The organism is Halobacillus litoralis (genome assembly GCF_009856445.1).
Classification (GTDB): domain Bacteria; phylum Bacillota; class Bacilli; order Bacillales; family Halobacillaceae; genus Halobacillus; species Halobacillus litoralis.
Window position 1 is genome coordinate 130,911 of sequence record NZ_WMFA01000002.1, and the last position, 20,658, is coordinate 151,568.

Genomic DNA, 20,658 nt, shown 5'->3' on the forward strand with positions numbered 1-20,658 from the left:
AAGTTGGCTCTCCTTTTCTTTTATTTCAACAAATCAAGCAGTGTTTGATTGAATTTTTCTTTTTCATCATAAACCATTCCATGTCCACTGTTCTCAAAAGGAACGAGTGTACTGTTCGGAATCTTCTCATTCAATATTTCGGAAAATGCATAATCGCAGATTTCATCATGTTTGCCGTGAATCAAGAGGGTAGGGACTTCGATTTGACTTACTTCTTTCCGCAGGTCTTCATCTCTTAAAGACTCGGCACATGCGAGAGTAGCGTGTGCGGATGCCTCAAGACCAAGAATGTGGAACCATTCCCCGAAAGGTTTCGAGATATCAGAATGGTAGAAACCTTCGCCGAAGTCTTTCAATGCAGCTGGACGGTCGTTTTGGAGTGCTTCGATTAAACCGTCCACTTCATCTTTATTCATGCCGTAGGAATAGCCTTCTCTTTGAGTGAAGCTCGGAGCAGCAGGGCCTGCAAGAATCAACTGTGCCAATTCCTTGTTGGCGAATTTAGTAGCGTAGCGTATAGCAATCGGGCCGCCCATAGAAAAGCCGGTTAAATAGAAGTTTTCCAGTTGCAGGTACTCTACAACGGTTTTTACATCGTGGGCAAGTGTATCGTAATCATAACCAAAAGCAGGCTTATCTGATTTACCAAAGCCCCTAAGGTCGATGCCGATGAAGCGGTAGCCTTTTTGAGGTAGTTCGTTCATCTGATATTCGAACATTTGATGGTTGAGTGGCCACCCGTGGAGGAATACGATAGGCTGGCCATCTCCGATATCTTCAACGAATAAGTCGATATGTCGGTCATGATCTACTTCGATATAGAGTGACATTTGTATAAAAACTCCTTTTTTTATGTTATGAAGAATATTCCCCGTTTCTTCCATTTAAAACAGCACAATGGGAGGTCATCAAAAATTTAGATAAGTACCATCAAAATTCATCGATATCTGCTTTTATTATGGAATGATACAATAGATAAGCTATAAAAATAGATGAGGTGAAACGATGAATAATTTTTTACAATATAACCCTACCAAACTTTACTTCGGCGAGGGACAACTTAATCAAATTTCTAATGAGATAGTTCAAAAAGCAAAGGTTCTTGTTGTTTATGGTGGTGGCAGTATTAAGCGGAATGGTGTGTACGATGAGGTGATGAAACAGATGGAAAAGCTTGAGGCTGTTGTTTATGAACTATCGGGCGTTGAGCCGAATCCACGACTGACAACAGTGCGAAAAGGTGTCGATATCTGTAAAAACGAAGGCATCGACTTTTTGCTTGCTGTTGGTGGTGGAAGCGTCATCGATTGTACAAAAGCTATTGCTGCTGGGGCAGTAAGTGACGTGGATGCATGGAAGTTAATCACACAGGAGGCTCCTATTAAAAAAGCTCTGCCGATTGGTACGGTTTTGACCCTTGCAGCTACAGGGTCTGAAATGAATGCTGTTTCTGTCATTACGAACTGGGAAACGAAAGACAAACTCCGATGGGGGTCCCCTCATGTGTACCCGACGTTTTCAATCCTTGATCCGACATACACCTTCTCTGTACCTGAAAACCAGACCGTTTACGGAATTGTCGACAGCATGTCCCATGCTTTGGAGCACTACTTCCATAGGACTGCAAACACACCAATGATTGATGGTTTCATTGAGTCTCTTTTGCGAACGGCAATTCAAACCGGCCCGAAGTTGATCGCTGACCTTCATTCCTATGAACACCGTGAAACGATGATGTACTTAAGTACAACTGCATTTAATGGAACTTTGATGAATGGGACAGATGGCGGGGATTGGGCTACACATCGTATCGAACACGCTGTATCCGCCATTTATGATATTCCTCATGGCGGAGGGCTTGCCATTCTGTTCCCGAACTGGCTTGAGCATGTATTGGAAGATGATCCAAGCCGAGTGAAACAGCTGGCCACCAATGTTTTCGACATTGACCCTGAAGGCAAGACAGATGTAGAGGTTGCGCGAGAAGGGGCGAAGGCACTCCGCCACTTTTGGAATTCCCTTGGAGCACCTAGGACTCTTCAGGACTATGACATCAATGATGAAGCTTTTAATGATATTGTTGAAAAAACATTTATCAAACCAGGAGTCGGGACGTACAAAGAAATGAACCGTGAAACAGTTGTAGATATTCTGCAACGCTCACTTTAATCACAAATGGAGGGGCTCAGATAGAGCCCCTCCATTTATTTATCATTATTTCTGTGTGGACCGAGTGGGGCTTCACAAATCAGAACCGCCACGATACGGAGGATGATTGTCACACCCTTGAAGAAACAACTGTTGGAAAATTTTCAGGAAATAGCCAAGTAGTTTACAGAGGGATTACAATTTATTTAAAAATCCGTGTGTTTTCTTCAAATTGCGACAATTATGTTTATACTGATACATGGTTTAAATCAGAGCGGATTTAAGGAAATCAATATCTGTGTATGGGGAGTCATCATTATAATGAAGAAACTTATGATAATCATTGCAGCAATATATACCACATTTAGTATAAATCCAAACATAACGGTGGCACAGTCTAAAACGGATCGTCCATCCATTAATAGTGAAGCGGCCATGGTTCTTGAAGCGAATACTGGAAAAGTTCTATATGAAAAGAATGCAGAGGCGAGCATGTACCCGGCCAGTTTAACAAAGATTGCCACAGCCATTTATGCCATTGAAAATGGGGATCTCAACGAGACAGTCACGGTTAGTGAAAAGGCTTATGAAACAGGAGGTTCCAGTGTTTTTCTTGAAGAAGGCGATCAGGCAACATTAAAGGAGCTTATCCAGGGGCTGCTTTTAAACTCTGGAAATGATGCTGGTGTTGCGATTGCCGAGCATTTGAGCGGGAGTGTCGAACAGTTCTCTATAGACTTGAATGCTTATCTTGAAGAAAAGGCCGGGGTGGAGCAGACGGATTTCAAGAACCCACACGGTTTGTTCAACGCAGAACATAGGACGACAGCGGAAGATCTGGCTCAAATTACAAAATATGCCCAAAAAAATGAGACGTTCAATGAGATTTATGGGTTAGAGACTTTGGATTGGGACGGAGAGAAGTGGGACGCCACGCTATACACGCATCACCGTTTAATGAGGGAAGACCCATATGAGGGTGTGACTGGTGGGAAGACAGGATATGTTCCTCAATCCGGTTTCACGTTGGCTACGAGTGCGAGCAGGGATCATATGGATTTGATTGTGATCACAATGAAAAGCCGCACGAAGGATTTGTCCTATGAAGATACGAAGAAACTTCTGGACTATGGATTTGAACACTATCAAACGTCTACTTTAAAACCGGAGGAAAAATTTCCGGGTGTAAAAGAAGACTATCAACTGCCTGAGGAGATTTCTTACACCCATCAGAAAGGAAAGACTGTTCGGGCGGAAATCGATGAGTCAGGAATGCTCTCCGTTACCGATTCAGATGGTGATGAGATCTATTCATCTCAGATGGAAAAGGTAAAGGAAAAACCCACACCTCCTGCGGAAAAACAAGAGCTCGAAACACCGGGATGGCAGGATTATTGGACTTTATTCATTTTCCCGCGTCACTTTTGGGTGACTGAAATTTATGAAGAACTTCATGGATCATGATAAACCTCCACATTCAGGAGGTTTATTTTTTTTGACTAGGGATATATATTAGAGCGGGAAAAGCTTTGAATTCAAAGTTTTATCCTTTATTGGTACTTGTAATCCAAAGTCTTATCATTTGAGGGTGGTTAGTATGGAAGAAAAAAAGAATCGGACGATGCTCATGTTTGGAGCTGTTGGCTTATTGTTGATGATGGTCATTCATCTGACTCACAGAAATTTGCAACTGAACTGGAGTGTAGATGATTTTAAGGCTTATACTCCTTTTTTATATACATACCTGGCTGTGCCATTTCTTTTATATGGCATGACATTCTTCATCTATCTGAAAAAACGGAACCACGCAGCAATCCCGTGGTTCATGAGTCTCTTATTCACGTTCATTAGCATAGGGATGATTACGAATGGTGAAGGAATGGTTGTCTATCATTTTTCTATCTTTCTTGTGGTTGCATTGATTGCTTTTTATGATCGAACAGAAATCATAGCAGTGATGACGCTCCTTTTTGCACTCTTTCATTTTGTGACCATGTTTTGGGGAATGGATTTCTTTTATGGAACGGAAAATTATTCATGGTTCATGTTCTCTCTTCATGCTTTTTATTTGATTTTGACGAGTGCCGGAACCTCCTATCAAATACTCCAGAAGAACACACATGTAAAAGAGTTAACCGAACTTTCTCAGAAAAAACAAGCAGAAGCGGATCAGCTCCTTCATCAATTGCAGTCGGTTGGGAAGTCGTTGAAAAATACAACAGATGTTATGAATCAAACTTCACACCAATCTTCACGATCGTTTAATGAGATGGAAGGTTTGTTGCAAAGGCGGAGTCAGAACGCTGAGGAACAAGTGAAGGAGGCAGAGAACCGCGCTCTGAATTTATCGGATATACAAGCCGCTGTGGAACAGATTACAAGCAGTATTGAGGTTGTATCCGGTCAGGCGAAAAAGACCTCAGCAGCAACCCAGGAGGGAAAGGCTTCCCTTGCAGAAATTTCGACCCACCTTCATTCTACAGAAAACAGCTTCACGGAAACGAGTGATAACATCCAAGCCTTACAAACCTACTCGAATCACATCAGTGAACTGACAAAGGAAATCGCCTCGATCACGGACCATACGAAATTGCTGGCCTTGAATGCTTCTATTGAAGCAGCCAGGGCGGGTGAACATGGAAAAGGTTTCAGCGTTGTTGCACAAGAAGTGCAGAAGCTTGCGGAACAGTCTGGTCATGCAACGAAACGCATCTTCTCGATTGTTGATGCGATTGGTGAGCATGTAACAAAAGCGAGTATTCATGCGAGTGATGGAAGAAGGAAAATGGAAACGAGCCTCGAGCATGTGACGAATATGGAAGGAAATTTCAAGGGAATCCTAGTGCAGTCAGAAGAGGTTGAAAAGCAGACAGATGAAATCAGTGCATCGAGTCAACAGCTTTTGTCAACGGTCGATCTATTCTCCCATTCTTTTGAAAGTTTACTCCAGTTTACAAAAGAAGGAAAAGGTCAAAACCAAAACATTTTGCGCCTCTCCAAACAGCAGCTGGAGCGTGTTGACAAAATGGCCTCAGAAACAAGGAAAATGACGAAGATGGTTCAGGACGTCCAGCATATTACAAAAGTAATGGGTGGAAGCCAAGAGGGTGGAAAACCGAAGTTGAAAGTTGTCAGTTGATGAGTGAAAAGGGGGTTCCGTTGCAGGGGCTCTTTTTTTCTTTTGTTTTTTAACAGGAGATAGAGGGCAGATGGTGGAACTAGTATAGAACATGGGGAAAGGGGTGGGAGAAATGGCTTATGAACAAAAGACAAAGCAGAATGAGCGAAGTGTGATGTCATTCATTGAAGAAGTGGATCATTCAAAAAAGCGGGAAGACGCCTACCGATTGTTGGATATTTTTACTGAAACAACGGGGTATGAGGCGAAGATGTGGGGATCTTCCATCATTGGCTTCGGTTCTTATCATTATAAATATAAGTCGGGACATGAAGGTGACGCCCCTCTGGTAGGCTTTTCTCCAAGAAAAGCGAAAATCAGTCTTTATTTTGCAACGGGTGATCCGGAACGTGAAGAGCTTCTTGAGAAATTCGGGAAACACAAGAGTGGTAAAGCGTGTGTGTACATTAACAAGGTGGAAGACATTGATGAAGAGGTTTTAAAGAAATTGATCCTTCAATCTGTCTCCTTCTTGCAGCGAATGTATCCGGAGGAATAATCAATGTATCAATATTTCCATGGATTAACGATTCGTGAAGGCACCAGTGGATTGCCTGCCAAACGCGTGAAACAGCTGTTTGAAGAGGTGGGCTGGTCCCAGGGAGGCCCTTCATGGCAGGAAGAAAAATTTTCTCTCATCTTTGAGAACTCGACTTGGGCGTTTACGGTTTGGGATCAGGAAGAAATGGTAGGAATGGTTCGAGTCGTTTCTGATCGGGTCATGATGGCAACAATAATGGACTTGGTTGTTTCAAAACCATACCGTGGAAAAGGACTAGCTCATAAACTCATTTCTCTATGTATGGAAAAACTTCCACATGGGGATTGGTTTGCGCATACGTCGAATGAGAATTTTTCTTTCTATGAGTCTTGTGGTTTTCAAGTAGAAGAGAACTGTTCCTTTTACGGCTATCGAAAAGCGAGAGAAGAAGGACATCGTCTATGATCAAAGCTGTCATTTTCGACTTGGACCGGACGCTTTTGGATCGTGATGCTTCTGTCGAACAATTTATTACTCATCAATACCTCCGTTATAAGAAGTCTCTCAAGTCTGTACCGAGAAAAACTTACGTCTCAAGATTCATAGCATTGGATGAGCAAGGGTACGTGGCTAAGGATTATGTTTATCAACAACTTGCACAAGAACTCGAGTTCGGCAAGGAAACAGAAGAAGAACTCTATCAGGATTATCATGCGTCTTTCAGTCAACATTGTATTTCTTTTCAAGGACTGCAGGAAGTATTACTGGACTTAATCGCAAACCACTTTCGCCTGGGGCTCATTACAAATGGAAAAGGACGTTTCCAAATGGACAACATCAAGGCTTTGGGTATTCAATCTTTTTTCGAAACCATCCTCATCTCAGAATGGGAAGGTGTGAAAAAGCCTGATCCCATACTATTTGAACGAGCGATGGAACAGATGAAAATGCCACCAGAAGCGTGTGTATATGTGGGGGATCATTTGGAAAACGATGTCCAGGCCGCAGAAAAAGTGGGGATGACAGCCGTTTGGAAAAGGATAGGAAAGAGGAAGAATCATTGGGTTTCCATTCCATTTCCCAACTGACTGAACTCCCAGCACTTTTACAAAAGATGAATACTAAGGAGGAACGCTCGTGCTATTCGAAGTAACCAACCAAATTCGTGTGCCTGATCTATTAGAAGGACAACAATGGTATGAGAAATTGTTAGGAAAGAAGCCTGATTTCATCCCTCATGAAGGTTTCGTTGAATGGGAGGTCATTCCTGGATTCTGGCTGCAATTGGCAGAGGGCACACCCTCAAAGAATAGTGGGCCTTTTCGAATAGGTGTTACAGATCTTGAGGCGACAAGAGACCTTTTGGTTCAGGAATTGAACATTGCCCGCTTTGAGATCCATTCACGTGAAGAGGTTCCTGTCAAATGGGGGACTTTTGTAGATCCTTGGGGTAACGGGGTAGGTTTTTATGAGTATCATGACAAGAAAGAAGAGGAAGAGCGATTGAATCTTCTTTATAAATAAGATAAACGGGGCTGCCATGACGGGGCTCCTTTTTGAAGCCGTGATTGGGTGGGAGAGGAAATGAACATTATTCTATTGAAAACGGGCGACGTTCACATTCACATGCTTGATTCTTTTGACCGTTATCAAAAAACGGACCGTGTATGGGTGTTACAATCGGGCAGGTTTAACGAAAAACCGGATTCATTTGAAGAGCATTGGAGTGAAGAAGATAAACAGAGAATCATCCACCACATCCGGATGGTGATAAAAAGTGGAGGAGCTGTAGTAGCAGCAATGAAGGGACATAATGTCCATGGGTTTGCTGTGATTGAAGCGGCTCCATTTGGAGAAATGTCCATATACCGGGAACTTTCCTACATACACGTGACCAGGGAGCTTAGGGGAACCGGTTTAGGGAGTCGGCTCTTTCAGGAAGCTTGCGCGGCTGCTAAAGCATTGGGGGCGGAGAAACTGTATATTGGCGCCCATCCCTCTCTGGAAACCCAGAAGTTTTACCGGAAAATGGGATGTCTACCAGCTCAGGAACTGAACTCAGCTATTTATTATCGCGAACCCAGAGATATCCAACTGGAATTTACCTTATGAAAAACCCATACGCCTGAACGGCGTATGGGTTTAAAATTATTTTTTGCTGAAGAATTCTAGGAAAGCATGGTAGATCTCTGTTCCCTGGTAGGATAACAAGGACATGGCTGTTAAGGAGAACATACCGATCATAATCATTCTGAACCATAACATAGGTGAAACCTCCTTTGAGTGTTGGCTTATTTGGACAACATCAAAGGTATTGGATCACATAATTGGATTGATAGAATACCGGATTCAGAAAAAATAACTTGCGAAAAGTCCTCACGAATGTTGGTGTGACTTTGGTACACAAATGTACAATCAAAAGAAGACCAAATAAAGCTGGGAGGACAAATGTTTTGTCCGTTGGATCATCGTTTGAGGACGGTGTTTCAAGTAGAGTGCTTTCCTGGACGTCGCCTTTGAAATAGCCGCTGTGGTGTTCACCGTATGTGAACGGCAAAGAGAAACTAAGAAGCAGGATGACTATGAACAAGGCCGAGTGTCTCTTCATTCCACGCACTCCCTTTGTATCTATGAATATATCCATTTTACATGATGCAGACAGTAAAGCAAGCAAAAGTTTTCTTAATTAAAAATAGACATGTTTCTTATTTATTAAAGTGGAAGGATTGTGGAAGACTCAGTTTCGAGACGTTTGTTGAGTGCATGGGGGCTGCGGGGAATGACTCGCTTTCCGCGGGAGCGCGGTGAGCCTCCTCGGACTGCGTCCTGTGGGGTCTCACCCTGCACTTTTTTCCCGCAGGAGTCTCGCCATTCCCCTTCGCCCCTTTGCTATATCAGAGTCTCGAAACCACTACTGGAAAACTTAGCTTGTATGGTTATGAGAAGTGAATGATGTAAACTCTACCCCATTGCCGTTTAGCAAACGGAAATGTTTGATACAACACACTATACGCCCGCCTAGGGGAGAAGAATTGGAACCTTGTTTAAGAATACATGTTGTCTAATCATCCACTTCCCTCAACCATACAAGCTGCCCTTTTAGAAGTGGTTTCGAGACACTTAAAAGGTAAAGGGGTGGAGGGAAACGGTGAGACTCCTATGGGACGTGTGGGACAGGTGAGACCCCGGAAGGCGTAGCCTGAGGAGGCTCACCGCCCGCCCCATGGAAAGCGAACCTTTTCCCGGAGCCCCTAGAACCTTACAATCATCTCGAAACTGAGTCTTCCACTAAAGGGAGCTTATCTTTAAAAATGGAACATTCATACTTTATGTTTGAAATGGGAGGAGTAGCACGTATTTATGAAAAAAAGGGTGCAGACAGACCAGTGATTTTTCGGTAAGCTTGGAAAAGAAGAAAACATGAATGCATCAATGGAAGAAATACAGGAATAGGTAGACGTTCGGTTAGGCAAGGGGGAATATTCTATGAATCATCAAGATAAGCGGATGGAAGATCCGCGGTACAAAATTGCGAATAAAGAAGCATTGATTGGAGTTACTCTGGTTGTGGTGAACTTCGTTCTTTGGTATGGATTTGCTTATGGCCTCGGCTCGGGTCCTGTGGAGGAGTATGACTACATCTTCGGCTTTCCCGCCTGGTTTTTTTATAGTTGTATTGCCGTCACAGTCCTGATCTTCCTTCTCGTCATTCTCGCAGTCAAATTTTTATTCAAAGAAGTTCAGCTGGATGAGGAGGAGGAAGAATGAACTGGGGCGTTGTCTTACCACTGTTACTATTTTTAGTCATCATCTTTTTTATTGGCTTTTATGCTTCGAAATACTTAAAGTCCAGTGCAGATTTTGTACAGGAATATTTTTTAGGAAGCCGCCAGCTTGGTGGGTTCATATTAGCGATGACGATGGTTGCCACCTATGGAAGTGCCAGCAGTTTTGTCGGTGGCCCCGGAGTCGCTTACACAGTCGGTCTAGGATGGGTGCTGCTTTCCATGACCCAGCTTGCGACGGGCTATTTCGTCCTGTCCGTCCTTGGAAAGAAATTTGCCATTATGGCAAGGAAAATCCGTGCCGTCACACTTGTGGACTTCCTGAAGGAACGCTATCAGAGTAAATGGGTGGTCATCCTATCAGCGGCAAGTATTATTATTTTCTTGTTCTCCGCAATGGCGGCGCAGTGGGTCGGAGGTGCCCGCCTGATTGAATCCTTTACAGGGCTTTCCTACACGGCTGCTTTGTTCATTTTCGCCGTTTCCGTGCTTGTGTACGTCATTATCGGCGGGTTCCGTGCTGTAGCGATTACGGATACTGTGCAGGGAGTCATCATGTTTTTCGGTACGATGATTATCCTGATTGGTACGATTCTCGCAGGAGGGGGTATTGGAAATATTATCTCTGATCTTGCTGCAGAAAATCCGGATTTAATTTCACCATACGGTGCGGATCGTTCCCTTACGCCGGCTTATGTATCTTCTTTCTGGATCCTTGTCGGGGTTGGTGTCGTGGGTCTGCCGCAAGTCGCCGTCCGTGCCATGAGTTATAAAAGCTCACGAGGGATGCACCGCGCCTTAATTATTGGAACTGTGGTTGTTGGTGTAATCATGCTGGGCATGCATTTGACAGGGGTTTTCGCAAGGTCTGTCCTTCCAGGAATTGAAGTCGGTGACACGGTGATGCCGCGGATTGCAATGGAGGTGCTCCCGGCGTGGCTGGCAGGCATTGTTCTTGCAGCCCCAATGGCTGCGATCATGTCGACCGTCGATTCACTGCTCCTGCTTGTTAGTTCAGCGGTGGTGAAAGATGTGTATATGAATTATGTAAATCCTGAAGCAAGTGCGAAGAAGGTGAAACGACTGAGTATTTCCGTCACTGCTGTCATAGGTATTCTCGTATTTGCCATGGCGATTCAGCCGCCGGATTTACTAATTTGGTTAAATTTATTTGCTTTTGGTGGGCTGGAAGCAGCTTTCATCTGGCCTGTCATCATGGGGTTATATTGGAAAAAAGGAAATGCCAGCGGAGCCATTGCTTCTATTTTGACCGGGGTGGGAAGCTATATTCTATTTCACAGCTTTATGCCGCAGGCGTTTGGGATGCATACAGTGGTCCTGCCCGTACTTTTAAGTCTGCTTGCTTATGTTCTGTTTAGCTTATTGACTATGAAACGGCATGAGAAAATCCAGGAACGTGTGTTCCAAAAAATGTGGAGTGCATAAATAGGAAAGAGGATGGAGGTTGCTCCATCCTTTTTTTTTGTGGAAAACAATGGATAGACTGTGTTACGGTTTGGATAAATATTGCTCGGGAAATAACACCTTAGGTTCTAAAGTCAGGACGGAGGTTTAATGAATGAAGAACATTTATACGGGGGTTTTAGCTGCTTTTATTTCGTCCACTATCGTAGCCATTGCTTTGAACGTACTATCTGCAGGAGATCTTAATGTTTCAACTCTTATTTTTTTGTACACTCTCCTCGTTTACTTTTTACTGGGAATCCCTCTGTCTATATTCATCGAACGTGTACGGTGTAAGCGAAGATGGTGGCAAAGCTTTTCTTATTATATGTTCATAGGTTTGGTGTTAAGCGGCATCGTTCTGCTCACTTCCTCGCTGGAAATGAGAGAGGGATTATGGGTTTCGGCTTTTATCGTAGGGTGTGTTTTTGTGTATGTCATCGTACATCATATTCTTAGTTATGTAAGGAAAATGGGTAGAAAGTATAAAAAGGAGGCCAATGATGGAGCTGGTATTCGTACGCCACGGGGAAGGGGAACATACTGAAAAACCTGATCGATTACATAACCTGCACCCGGAATTGACCATTCGTGGAGAGAACCAGGCGAGAAAGTTGCAGGAAACGTGGCCGCTGGTTTCTGAAGATTTTCTCATCGTCAGTCCGACAGTGAGGACTTTGCAAACAGCTGCTCATTGGAGTGAAGGTATTCCATGCAGGGTGATGGTGAATCCTGCTGTGGGCCCACGTATGTTTCCGCAAAAAAAAGAGTGGGAGATTTTACCCTGTGATCAGATTTTGACTAAAGACCGGGTGGCTGGGGAATTTCCGGACTTCCATTTAGGTGGAAAGTGATGGGCGGAGGGGATCAATGCAATCCCTGAAAAGGAATTTGTAGATGCTGCTTCTGAATTGATTCATTGGTGTAAGCAGCTAGGGAAAGACCGTGTTTTCGTGGTCACACATGATGGTACAATGACAGCTTACAGGCAATGGATGGAAAGAAAAACATTGACTCGTAAAGACTTTCCGAAAGAGACGGGCTGGATAAGGGTAAACGTGTAATAAAGAAGACCGGCTTATCTCTTTGTATTCGTCAGCCAATTCTTTATTTATATGAGAAGACTCAGAGCTTATTAAGCGCTGAGTCCTTTTTATTATGAACCTATTTTTCTATATTCCTCTGCCATTGGCATCTCTTTTCCTTGAGAAAAGGCACTGATTAGAACGACGAGTCCAACGTTAACGATCAAGCCAAGGATACCTGGATTAATATCCAATGGTGGGGAGTCCGCGACAAGCTGGAAGTAGTAGTTGACGACAGTCCCCGATATTAACCCGGTAATGACAGCAGGTGCCGTGATTTTTTTGGAATACAAAGCACCATAGACACCTGGGGCGAATTGAACGATAGATCCGTAGGCTCCAAGTAGGAGGGCAATCAATCCCTGCCCACCAAACACAGTAATAAAATAGGCAAGACCTCCGATGACGAAGACGCCGATTCTCATAATTAAAAGCGTCGTTTTTGATGAAAGGTCTCTTTTTACGTTGCGGATCAAACCATCTGTGAACTCAAGGGAAGCACTGTGCGTGATAGCATCCGCAGTACTCATAGCAGCAGCAAGGGCCCCAGCTCCGACAAGACCGTACACCCACCCCGGCAACGTGAGAACGGTTGTGATCAGGTAGGGCAGGATTTCATCCGGAGAACCGATTTGATCGGCTTGGATGACGTTAACGGCAGAGAATCCGACAAAAAGAAGCGGGATTAGGAACAAGGCGAACATCGGATAGACGAGTACGGTTTTTTTAATCGTCCGCGCTTTGGTAGCGTAGGATTTTGAAAACAAGTGCGGCCACATGAGAAAACCGATGGTCGATACAAGAATCGTGGTGGTGTAAGCCATGGTAGACATCGTAGAACCTTCCGCACCGATTTGCAGAAACCCTGGATTGTCCTGCGTCAAATTCCGGAACATGTTCGGGACACTGTCATGAAGCTGATTGACGATCGTTAGTCCGACTGTCCAGGAGATGACGATCATGAGAATCCCTTGAAATACATCAGACCAAGCAGCAGCACGCAGCCCGCCTGTAGCTACGTAAACGACGACAATTCCATAAGAAAGCAATGCTCCAAGCCAAAAAGGAATTCGTCCTTCTGTCATGATGTTGAAGATATAGGCCATCCCTTTCATTTGTGTGGCCAAGTACTGGATGGAAGCCAGGAGAGCGACGATACCGATAATCATGGCGATCACACGACTGGAGTAGCGCAGCTGTAAAAAACTAGCGACTGTATAAATGTTATGTTTGCGGCCGATGGCTCCAATTTTCGGTCCAATGATATACCAAGGTAAGATGGCGAAAGCGGTGTATGTGATGATGTACAAGGCAGGTGCACCGCGTGAAAAAGCCCACCCTGGTGCCCCAAGGAAAGAGAATGCACTGAAAACGGCTCCACCCATGAGGAACCACATGACGAACAACCCGAGATTCCCTTTTGCTGTCGTGAACTCTTCTAGTGAACTTTTGTCCTGGTTACGTCCGGCTAATACACCGATGAATAAAGCGACGACGAGATAACCGATCATCATGATCATTGCAATTTGCCATTGTGCCATTTAGTGGACCTCCTTTTCGTCTTTGTCAGGGTCGATTTTGTAAAGGAATAAGACGATGATGAATGTGACAACGATCCAAAAAATGACCCAGAATACCGAAAAAGGTAAACCGATAATGAATGGGGTTTCCCTGTTGGCGATGGAGAACAACGGGAAGACGAGAAGTAAAAATGGAATGGCTAGAGAAAGACAATAAATTTTAATAAACTTTTGCTTCGTCAATGGGCATCCTCCTTTTGTTTTTCATACACGATATCTCCGTTTAAAATTGTCATTTCTACTTGGATGTCTTTTATTTTCTGTGAGGGACAACGCAAAATGGATTGGTCGAGAATAACGAAATCTGCGTACTTGACTGGTTCTAAGGTTCCTTTCAAATCTTCTTCACCGCTGGCATAAGCCCCTGCCCATGTATAAGCGCGGATCGCTTCTTCGACCGTAATGGATTGGTTTTGACCGACAGGGTGGCCGTGTTTGCTTGTCCGATTGACAGCTGCATGGATACCGATCAGTGGATTCACCGTTGTTATGGGACTATCGGAACCGATGGCAAAAGGGATATCCTGCTCTATATAGCTTTTTAACGGGAAGAAGTAGTGGACTCTTTCACCATAATCGTTGATATATCCATCTCCGAATTCGTAAAGAAATGCAGGGTTTGGAATGGGAACAGCACGCGTCGCTTTTATCCTTTCTACAAGGTCAGGAGGAGTGATTCCTGCATGCTCAAGTCGGTGACGGTGATCGGTAGATGGCTTGTGATTGAGCGCTCGCTCAATTGTGGTCAGCAGCATATGTACGGCTTCATCCCCCATGGCATGGGCGGTAATCTGCCAGCCTTTTTTATGGGCGGGCAGGAGGTGTTGGTCCAATTCGTTTTGGTCCATATACAAAATGCCAGAATCATTTGGGTTACTTGTATACGGCTCCCGGGTTTTGCATGTGGGGCCGCTGCTGCTTCCATCAATGAAAACTTTCGCAGGACCGATTTTAAACGTGTCGTCACCGAGTCCTGTCATGATTCCGCTTTCGACTCCGGCTTTGACAACGGATGGAGAATCAAAGAGGGAGGCATACATGACATAAACGCGTTGTCTGATCTTTCCTTCTTGTGCACCCTTTTGTAAATAACGGATATGTTTTGTGCCATATCCACCTGCATCATGTAGACTTGTTATTCCATTTTGCAAAAAGCGATCCGAGGCCATTTGGAGCCCGAGCATGACCTCGTCTTCTGAATAATCGGCAAGCTGGAACATCTTCATATGAGCGGCTTCCAATAATAGTCCAGTAAGCTCGTCACCATCCCTGTGATAGGTCCCACCAGGTGGGTTTGGTGTTTGTAAATGGATACCTGCCATTTCCAGAGCTTTGCTGTTTACACATGAGATATGACCACAGGTCCGCACAACAATGATTGGATGGGAGGTGGACACTTTGTCCAAATCCCATTTGGTCAAATGGCGATCCTCGAGCAGGTTGTTTTGATTGTATCCCCAGCCGCGAACCCATTCTCCTGAAGGTGTTTGCTCTGCCCGTGTTTGAAGTTTCTCAATGATAGAGTCTATGGAATTCACCTGCTTCATGTTTACCCCGAGCTGATTGGTACCGTACAACTCAAGGTGGGCATGGGCATCATTGAATCCGGGAAGCAGACTTTTCCCATTCAAATTAATAATCTCTGTGTTATCATCGGACCGTTCCATAACTTCGGACGTCGTTCCAACCTGGAGAATCCGCTCTCCTCTGATAGCAAGAGCTTCATAAACCGTACCCGATTGATCGGCGGTTATGACTTCTCCGTTGATGAATACTTTGGTTGCTCTCATTTTTTCTCCCTCCATCTAGGACTGAGCGATTTTCAGAGCGGTATGATAAAGAAGCTCCACCCCTTTTTGCATGTCTTCCATTTCGGCATATTCCAGCGGGTTGTGGCTGATCCCTTTTTCACATCGTACGAAAATCATTCCGTAATCACTGATGTAGGACATGAATAAGGCATCGTGAAAAGGACCGCTCATTAAAGTTGGCGAATCGTAACCGAGTTGTTCGTCTTCTGTTTTCATGATGTCTTTGATCCAGTCTGCGCAATAGCGTGGATCACTGCGGGTATCTTCACTGATCGAGTATTCAAGGTTCAGTTCTTTGCTCGTATGTTCGATGACTTCGTAGAGTTTCTTTTCGAGTTTTGTGCGGGCATCCAAGTCTATATCACGAAGGTCAATCGTGAACTCGACTTTTTCAGGGATGATGTTGCGGGAATTCGGGAAAGTCTGGACACTGCCGACGGTACCGACTGTATTCGGCGTGCCTTCATTGCGGACAAGTTCATTAAACTCTTTTGTAATAATGGAGGCTCCTAAGAATGCATCCTGCCTTAAATTCATCGGGACGGATCCTGCGTGTCCGGCAAATCCTTCAAGCGTCACGGTCAGCCAGATCGGACCGGAAATGGCGGATACGATTCCCACAGGTTTGTCTTGTGATTCGAGAACAGGTCCCTGCTCAATGTGGAGTTCAAGAAATGCTTCAATGTCCCCGGGTTTGTAGACAGGGCTTTGACTCAGATCAGGCTCGACACCAAATTCTCTGAGTGCTTCCAACCGGGTGACCCCATTTTTGTCTTTTCGCTCGAGTTCACCATCTTCAAGCTGACCGATGATCCCGCGAACGCCGAAGACGCCTTTATTGAATCGGGAACCTTCTTCGTCTGCAAAGCAGATGACTTCAATCGAGCGATTGGGAGTAATGCCTTCTTCTTTCATGGTATGTACAACTTCGATAGCACCTAAAGCACCTAGCGTTCCGTCAAAGCGGCCGCCATAGGGCTGGGAGTCGATATGTGAACCTAACATGAGAATCGGTTTATCTTTTTCTTTTCCTTCGATACGACCAACTAAGTTTCCAAATCCATCGATATGGGCATCCAGTCCGGCTTCTTCCATCCAAACGCGGACAACATCGACAGCTTCTCGGTCTTCTTTTGAATGTGCGAGTCGACAGACCCCTGTTTCTCCAATCTTTCCGATTTTGGCCAGGGTTTCGATGTGTTCCTGAAATCTTTTTTGATTAATCTTCAAGTTGGATCTCCTCCTTGTTTTAACTAACTATATCAAGTTCATAATTGTCTGACAATTGACAAAATGTTAAATGGTTCGTTAGGAAGGAGCGGTAGAAAGAGGTCATTTTGTACAAGTTGTCGGTTAGGAGGCCAAGTTTATAGAGGACTGGTTTTTTGAGAGGAGGAAGAGTGCCGTTTATTGAAGAAGAGATATAAAGAGGGGGATCAAGAATGAATGCTCAAGAGAATGCCACACGATTGAAGCAATGGGCGCACAAAGCAGGACTTGGATTGCATACTGAAAAAATCATCATTCGGTATATATGGAATCCTGGTGGTTTTGTGAACCAGTCCTATCAAATTAGCGATGGGAAGAAACGCATGCATGTGAAATTCGCCAAAGAGAACCATATGGACAGGCTGAAACAATGGACACGTCTTCATGATTATTTGAGAGAAAATTACCATGCACCTAAGCTGCTGCTGGAAATCCATAAAACCGTCATCCCGGGCCGCCCTTATGGCCTTGTGTTTGACTTTTTCGAAGGAAAAGCGTGGGACGGGGGTGCGGGTACGGATGAAATCCTATCAAAAGTAAGTCAGCTGCATGGAGATTCAAAGCTGAAAAAAGAGCTTGAAGCGGGGGAGCAGACTTGTGCTGATGCCATGACCGAAACGTATATCCGTCGATTACGGGAAGATCTGCATATCATCAATTCTCATAGAGCAAGCTTACCTTTTGTAAAAAAGAACACCTTTGATTGGTTTCACGAAGTGACAGATGATTTGGAAAAGGAAATTCAACAGTCCATTCATTTTCAACGTCCAGCAGAAGATGTCGTTCACAATGACCTGAGTCAGCAAAATATCTTAGTGAATGAGAAGGAGTTCTGTATCATTGACTGGGATGATCTTACTCTTGGTGACGCCGCAGCGGATTATGCATCTTTGCTTTGGCCTTGGTTTGGTACCGATGAGTGGCCGATGTGGGAGGAAAAAGTGAGAGTACTTGCAGGTGATGCTGTGGTTAAGCGGATGAAGCTTTATTTTAAAGCGAAATTATTAGATGACATCATAGATGTGCTTGCGGATTATGTAGAAGCTGAGAAATTTCCTGAGGTAAAAGAGCAAACACAACAAAGAGCAAAAGCCACTCATCTTATGGCGCTTGAAATATATAAGGCCCGTTATGAGAAGTCTCCTCTATGATTAATCGCCTACTTAAGAAGGGTCACAGAATTAACGAGCATGTTTGTCTCTCTTTTTACATATCCTACTAGTAATAGAGGATCATTTAGGGAGTGACAAAATGGGTTTCACATATGGAAAAGATGAACTGATCGGAGACCTGCAGCAGGTGTTTGCCAGACACAATGTCCAATCCATCCGAGTCAAAGAGCCCGGTACGTTGTTCCGTGTGGAGTCAGATGGTTCACTCACCATTGGAATCGGGGCGACGATTACATCGTTCGAGCGTCAGCCAGACGAAAAACAGGCGCCAGCATTAAAAGTGATAAATGGGAAAAAAAAATGACGAAAAGTCCTGGGCAGGGGGATGTCCAGGACTTTTCTATGTGACATAGTGTGTATGATTATGCTTTTTTCCAGTACGCGGCTTCCTTACTGGAGCGAAGAGGTGGGAACGTATCGCCATTGCTTAATTCGATATGTTTCTCATCCTCTGTTACATTGTTATTTTTACGACCATCCACTAAACCATCAAATTCGTAAGTACCTGCTTCTGGAGCTTGTTCACCTGTTTTGTAACGATCAGCCATTTAGAAATACATCCTTTCTAATTTGTTTTTGTTGTGCGCACATAAGCTATATATCCGCATTCGTCAGAGTGAAAACCTCTTTTTGTAAAAATGTTACATTTGGAGGAGTTTTTAATTCCAGGACTTGTCGTTTGACAACTACACCATAAGTTTATAAGATGTATCACGTTGGATAGTTTGTGTAGCAACATCTCGAATTACGGACATAAAAATGATCCTGTGTTCGAACAGCTATCATTCGTTTCCTTTTCACTTACAGTTGCTGTAACAACTAATATATATAAATGGAGGTTCACACCATGACAAAAGTACTTTTCGTAAAAGCTAATTCCAGACCAATGGAACAGTCTGTGAGCGTCAAACTTTATCACACATTCTTGGATAACTATAGAAAGGTCCACCCGGAACATGAAATAGAGGAACTCGACTTGTTCGAGGAAAACCTGGACTACTATGACAATGATAAGATCAATGGCATGTTTAAGCTTGCTAAAGGTATGGAGCTTACTCAAGCCGAAATCGAAGCGACGAATACGGTGACAGCCTACTTGGATCAGTTCCTTGAAGCTGACAAAGTCGTTTTTGCCTTCCCGCTTTGGAATTTCACCATTCCTGCTGTGCTGCACACGTATTTCGACTACCTTGCTCAGGCTGGTCAGACGTTCCGCTATACAGAAGAAGGACCTGAGGGACTGCTTCCGGATAAAAAGGTAGCCCTGTTAAATGCACGCGGCGGTGTTTATTCAGAAGGTCCGGCGAAATCTGCAGAGATGGCTGTGAATTATGTTGAAAATATCCTGCAATTCTGGGGAGTTAAAGATATTACGACCCTAGTGGTAGAAGGGCATAACCAATTCCCTAATCGCGCAGAAAAAATCATCGAAGAAGGCTTGGAAGAAGCCGCATCTACAGCTGCTTCCTTCTAATTCATGATCAAGAATAAAAAAAGGCATCCTAATCGGGATGCCTTTTTTTATTTGGTTTTTTAATTGGGATAAAATGTAATACCTGGTGCGGAAGAATCTGTAAGACCTGGTCAGACATTTTATGGAATGATTTCCGTACAATCTTGGGAAACTATGGGGAGAAGCTGGGGTCGGAAAGGGGTTAGAGATGAGAGAGTTGTTTGTCTTATTGAAAAAAGGAAATAAACCGGCATTATGGGCAAGCATCATTAACGCTACGATTGCCGTGATCAAGGGCATAGCATACTTCATTACTGGAAATGTGGCGATGTTTGCGGAGATGATGCACAGCATAGGCGACATGGCCAATCAATTCTTTGTATTTATAGGCTCTGCCCTTAGTAAAAAAGCACCGACTGACAAATTTCCAAATGGGTTTGCCCGGCTTGTAAACCTGGTTTTGCTTGGTGCTGTCATTATCGTTGGCATTTTGGCTTATGAAACGATCAAAGAAGGTATTCATCACATTCTTCATCCTCCTGAAGCAGGCTCCTGGCTGTGGCTGAACTTAACGGTGTTAGGAGTTGCTGCAATTCTAGAGTCTTTTGTTTTGTACAAAGCCATGAAAGAAGTTGTCAAAGACATCGGAGAGGCAGATGTCAAAGGAATGGAGGTTGTAAAAGTGAGCCTCGCCAATCTCGGTCGAGCAAAACCGGCGACAAAGCTGGTTTTCCTTGAAGATATGGTCGCGACATCGGGGGCGCTCATTGCGATGATTTCCATTCTTATTGCCACCTATACACCATTTCATACAGCTGAAGGTTATGCGTCTGTCATCATCGGTGTGATGCTGTTTTATGTAGTTGGGCGTATATTCTTAGACAATGCAGCCGGCGTGTTAGGGGTGGCGGATGAAGAAATGGAAGAGAAAATCGGAGAGTTTGTCTTTGAGCACCCTGAAGTTCGCGATATCAAAAAGCTAATGGTGATGAAAGAAGGGGAAGAACTGCATGTCGAATTGAAACTGGAGTTCGATCCGGAAATGTCCATAGAAAAAATCGATCAAGTTCTTGGTGGCCTTGAGAAAAAAATTCTAAACCAGCGCGGGGTAAAAGAAGTGATTATTGAATCAGATGAAGATGATCATCAATTATCTTGGGACCCAGATAAAAATGAAGTTTAATGGTTTGGGAATTACTGTAAGACCTGGTGTGGAAGAAAATGTATGACTT

23 protein-coding genes are annotated in these 20,658 nt (G+C 44.1%); 16 read left to right on the forward strand and 7 right to left on the reverse strand.

Going from position 1 to position 20,658, the window contains the following annotated elements; translation table 11 throughout:
• Window positions 1–20 precede the first annotated feature (20 nt).
• Entirely contained in the window at window positions 21–830 is an 810-nt protein-coding gene (locus tag GLW00_RS05790; RefSeq protein ID WP_160912142.1) for an alpha/beta fold hydrolase, read from the reverse strand.
• Window positions 831–1,005: 175 nt separating this feature from the next.
• On the opposite strand from GLW00_RS05790, the gene GLW00_RS05795 reads away from it, so the two are divergent.
• The 8 genes from GLW00_RS05795 (at window position 1,006) to GLW00_RS05830 (ending at window position 7,919) form a co-directional block, all read left to right on the forward strand.
• Window positions 1,006–2,169: an iron-containing alcohol dehydrogenase gene (locus GLW00_RS05795; RefSeq protein WP_160912144.1), complete on the forward strand. Its 1,164-nt coding sequence runs from the start codon at window positions 1,006–1,008 to the stop codon at window positions 2,167–2,169.
• Between the two features lie 300 nt (window positions 2,170–2,469).
• Entirely contained in the window at window positions 2,470–3,612 is a 1,143-nt protein-coding gene (locus GLW00_RS05800; RefSeq protein ID WP_237417449.1) for a D-alanyl-D-alanine carboxypeptidase family protein, read from the forward strand.
• Between the two features lie 133 nt (window positions 3,613–3,745).
• Entirely contained in the window at window positions 3,746–5,287 is a 1,542-nt protein-coding gene (locus GLW00_RS05805; RefSeq protein ID WP_160912146.1) for a methyl-accepting chemotaxis protein, read from the forward strand.
• Between the two features lie 112 nt (window positions 5,288–5,399).
• Window positions 5,400–5,825 carry a DUF1801 domain-containing protein gene (locus tag GLW00_RS05810; protein ID WP_160912148.1) on the forward strand — a complete coding sequence of 142 codons (426 nt, stop codon included), beginning with the start codon at window positions 5,400–5,402 and terminating at the stop codon, window positions 5,823–5,825.
• A 3-nt stretch (window positions 5,826–5,828) separates the two neighbouring features.
• Complete coding sequence (locus tag GLW00_RS05815) at window positions 5,829–6,272, forward strand: GNAT family N-acetyltransferase (protein ID WP_160912150.1); 444 nt, start codon at window positions 5,829–5,831, stop codon at window positions 6,270–6,272.
• Window positions 6,269–6,895, forward strand: a complete 627-nt coding sequence (locus GLW00_RS05820) for an HAD family hydrolase (RefSeq protein ID WP_237417450.1) — start codon at window positions 6,269–6,271, stop codon at window positions 6,893–6,895. The genes GLW00_RS05815 and GLW00_RS05820 overlap by 4 nt, the downstream gene beginning before the upstream one ends.
• A 49-nt stretch (window positions 6,896–6,944) precedes the next feature.
• Window positions 6,945–7,331, forward strand: a complete 387-nt coding sequence (locus GLW00_RS05825; RefSeq protein WP_160912151.1) for a VOC family protein — start codon at window positions 6,945–6,947, stop codon at window positions 7,329–7,331.
• A gap of 60 nt (window positions 7,332–7,391) precedes the next feature.
• A complete protein-coding gene (locus GLW00_RS05830; protein ID WP_160912153.1) occupies window positions 7,392–7,919 on the forward strand; it encodes a GNAT family N-acetyltransferase in 528 nt (175 codons plus the stop codon).
• A gap of 193 nt (window positions 7,920–8,112) precedes the next feature.
• Here GLW00_RS05830 and GLW00_RS05835 read toward each other — a convergent pair whose 3' ends face one another.
• Window positions 8,113–8,415, reverse strand: a complete 303-nt coding sequence (locus GLW00_RS05835; RefSeq protein ID WP_160912155.1) for a hypothetical protein — start codon at window positions 8,413–8,415, stop codon at window positions 8,113–8,115.
• Between the two features lie 878 nt (window positions 8,416–9,293).
• Here GLW00_RS05835 and GLW00_RS05840 point away from each other — a divergent pair.
• The 4 genes from GLW00_RS05840 to GLW00_RS20645 all read left to right on the forward strand — a co-directional run bounded on the left by GLW00_RS05840 (window position 9,294) and on the right by GLW00_RS20645 (window position 11,910).
• Window positions 9,294–9,575 (forward strand): YhdT family protein, encoded by a 282-nt coding sequence (locus tag GLW00_RS05840; protein WP_237417451.1) that lies wholly within the window; start codon window positions 9,294–9,296, stop codon window positions 9,573–9,575.
• Window positions 9,572–11,038 (forward strand): sodium/pantothenate symporter, encoded by a 1,467-nt coding sequence (gene panF / locus GLW00_RS05845; protein ID WP_160912157.1) that lies wholly within the window; start codon window positions 9,572–9,574, stop codon window positions 11,036–11,038. The genes GLW00_RS05840 and panF overlap by 4 nt, the downstream gene beginning before the upstream one ends.
• 133 nt (window positions 11,039–11,171) lie before the next feature.
• Window positions 11,172–11,603, forward strand: a complete 432-nt coding sequence (locus tag GLW00_RS05850) for a hypothetical protein (protein WP_160912159.1) — start codon at window positions 11,172–11,174, stop codon at window positions 11,601–11,603.
• Entirely contained in the window at window positions 11,560–11,910 is a 351-nt protein-coding gene (locus GLW00_RS20645) for a histidine phosphatase family protein (protein ID WP_237417452.1), read from the forward strand. Before GLW00_RS05850 ends, GLW00_RS20645 begins: the two co-directional genes overlap by 44 nt.
• A 302-nt stretch (window positions 11,911–12,212) precedes the next feature.
• Here GLW00_RS20645 and GLW00_RS05860 read toward each other — a convergent pair whose 3' ends face one another.
• The 4 genes from GLW00_RS05860 to GLW00_RS05875 are packed head-to-tail and all read right to left on the reverse strand — an operon-like array spanning window position 12,213 to window position 16,762.
• Window positions 12,213–13,682, reverse strand: a complete 1,470-nt coding sequence (locus GLW00_RS05860; RefSeq protein ID WP_160912160.1) for a sodium:solute symporter family protein — start codon at window positions 13,680–13,682, stop codon at window positions 12,213–12,215.
• Window positions 13,683–13,904, reverse strand: a complete 222-nt coding sequence (locus GLW00_RS05865) for a DUF3311 domain-containing protein (RefSeq protein WP_160912162.1) — start codon at window positions 13,902–13,904, stop codon at window positions 13,683–13,685.
• The gene (locus tag GLW00_RS05870; RefSeq protein ID WP_160912164.1) at window positions 13,901–15,511 is read right to left on the reverse strand and encodes an amidohydrolase; all 1,611 of its coding nucleotides are present in this window, start codon (window positions 15,509–15,511) and stop codon (window positions 13,901–13,903) included. Before GLW00_RS05870 ends, GLW00_RS05865 begins: the two co-directional genes overlap by 4 nt.
• 15 nt (window positions 15,512–15,526) lie before the next feature.
• The gene (locus tag GLW00_RS05875; protein WP_160912166.1) at window positions 15,527–16,762 is read right to left on the reverse strand and encodes a Zn-dependent hydrolase; all 1,236 of its coding nucleotides are present in this window, start codon (window positions 16,760–16,762) and stop codon (window positions 15,527–15,529) included.
• A gap of 212 nt (window positions 16,763–16,974) precedes the next feature.
• Between GLW00_RS05875 and GLW00_RS05880 the strand changes: the two genes are divergently transcribed.
• Window positions 16,975–17,952 carry an aminoglycoside phosphotransferase family protein gene (locus GLW00_RS05880; RefSeq protein ID WP_160912168.1) on the forward strand — a complete coding sequence of 326 codons (978 nt, stop codon included), beginning with the start codon at window positions 16,975–16,977 and terminating at the stop codon, window positions 17,950–17,952.
• 100 nt (window positions 17,953–18,052) lie between these two features.
• Window positions 18,053–18,277 (forward strand): hypothetical protein, encoded by a 225-nt coding sequence (locus GLW00_RS05885; protein WP_160912169.1) that lies wholly within the window; start codon window positions 18,053–18,055, stop codon window positions 18,275–18,277.
• 58 nt (window positions 18,278–18,335) lie between these two features.
• On the opposite strand, the gene GLW00_RS05890 is transcribed toward GLW00_RS05885, so the two are convergent.
• The gene (locus tag GLW00_RS05890; RefSeq protein ID WP_160912171.1) at window positions 18,336–18,521 is read right to left on the reverse strand and encodes a YjzC family protein; all 186 of its coding nucleotides are present in this window, start codon (window positions 18,519–18,521) and stop codon (window positions 18,336–18,338) included.
• A 299-nt stretch (window positions 18,522–18,820) separates the two neighbouring features.
• Between GLW00_RS05890 and GLW00_RS05895 the strand changes: the two genes are divergently transcribed.
• Together GLW00_RS05895 and GLW00_RS05900 are read left to right on the forward strand one after the other, a co-directional pair.
• The gene (locus GLW00_RS05895; protein WP_160912173.1) at window positions 18,821–19,447 is read left to right on the forward strand and encodes an FMN-dependent NADH-azoreductase; all 627 of its coding nucleotides are present in this window, start codon (window positions 18,821–18,823) and stop codon (window positions 19,445–19,447) included.
• A 187-nt stretch (window positions 19,448–19,634) separates the two neighbouring features.
• Window positions 19,635–20,609: a cation diffusion facilitator family transporter gene (locus GLW00_RS05900; protein WP_160912175.1), complete on the forward strand. Its 975-nt coding sequence runs from the start codon at window positions 19,635–19,637 to the stop codon at window positions 20,607–20,609.
• Window positions 20,610–20,658: the final 49 nt, after the last annotated feature.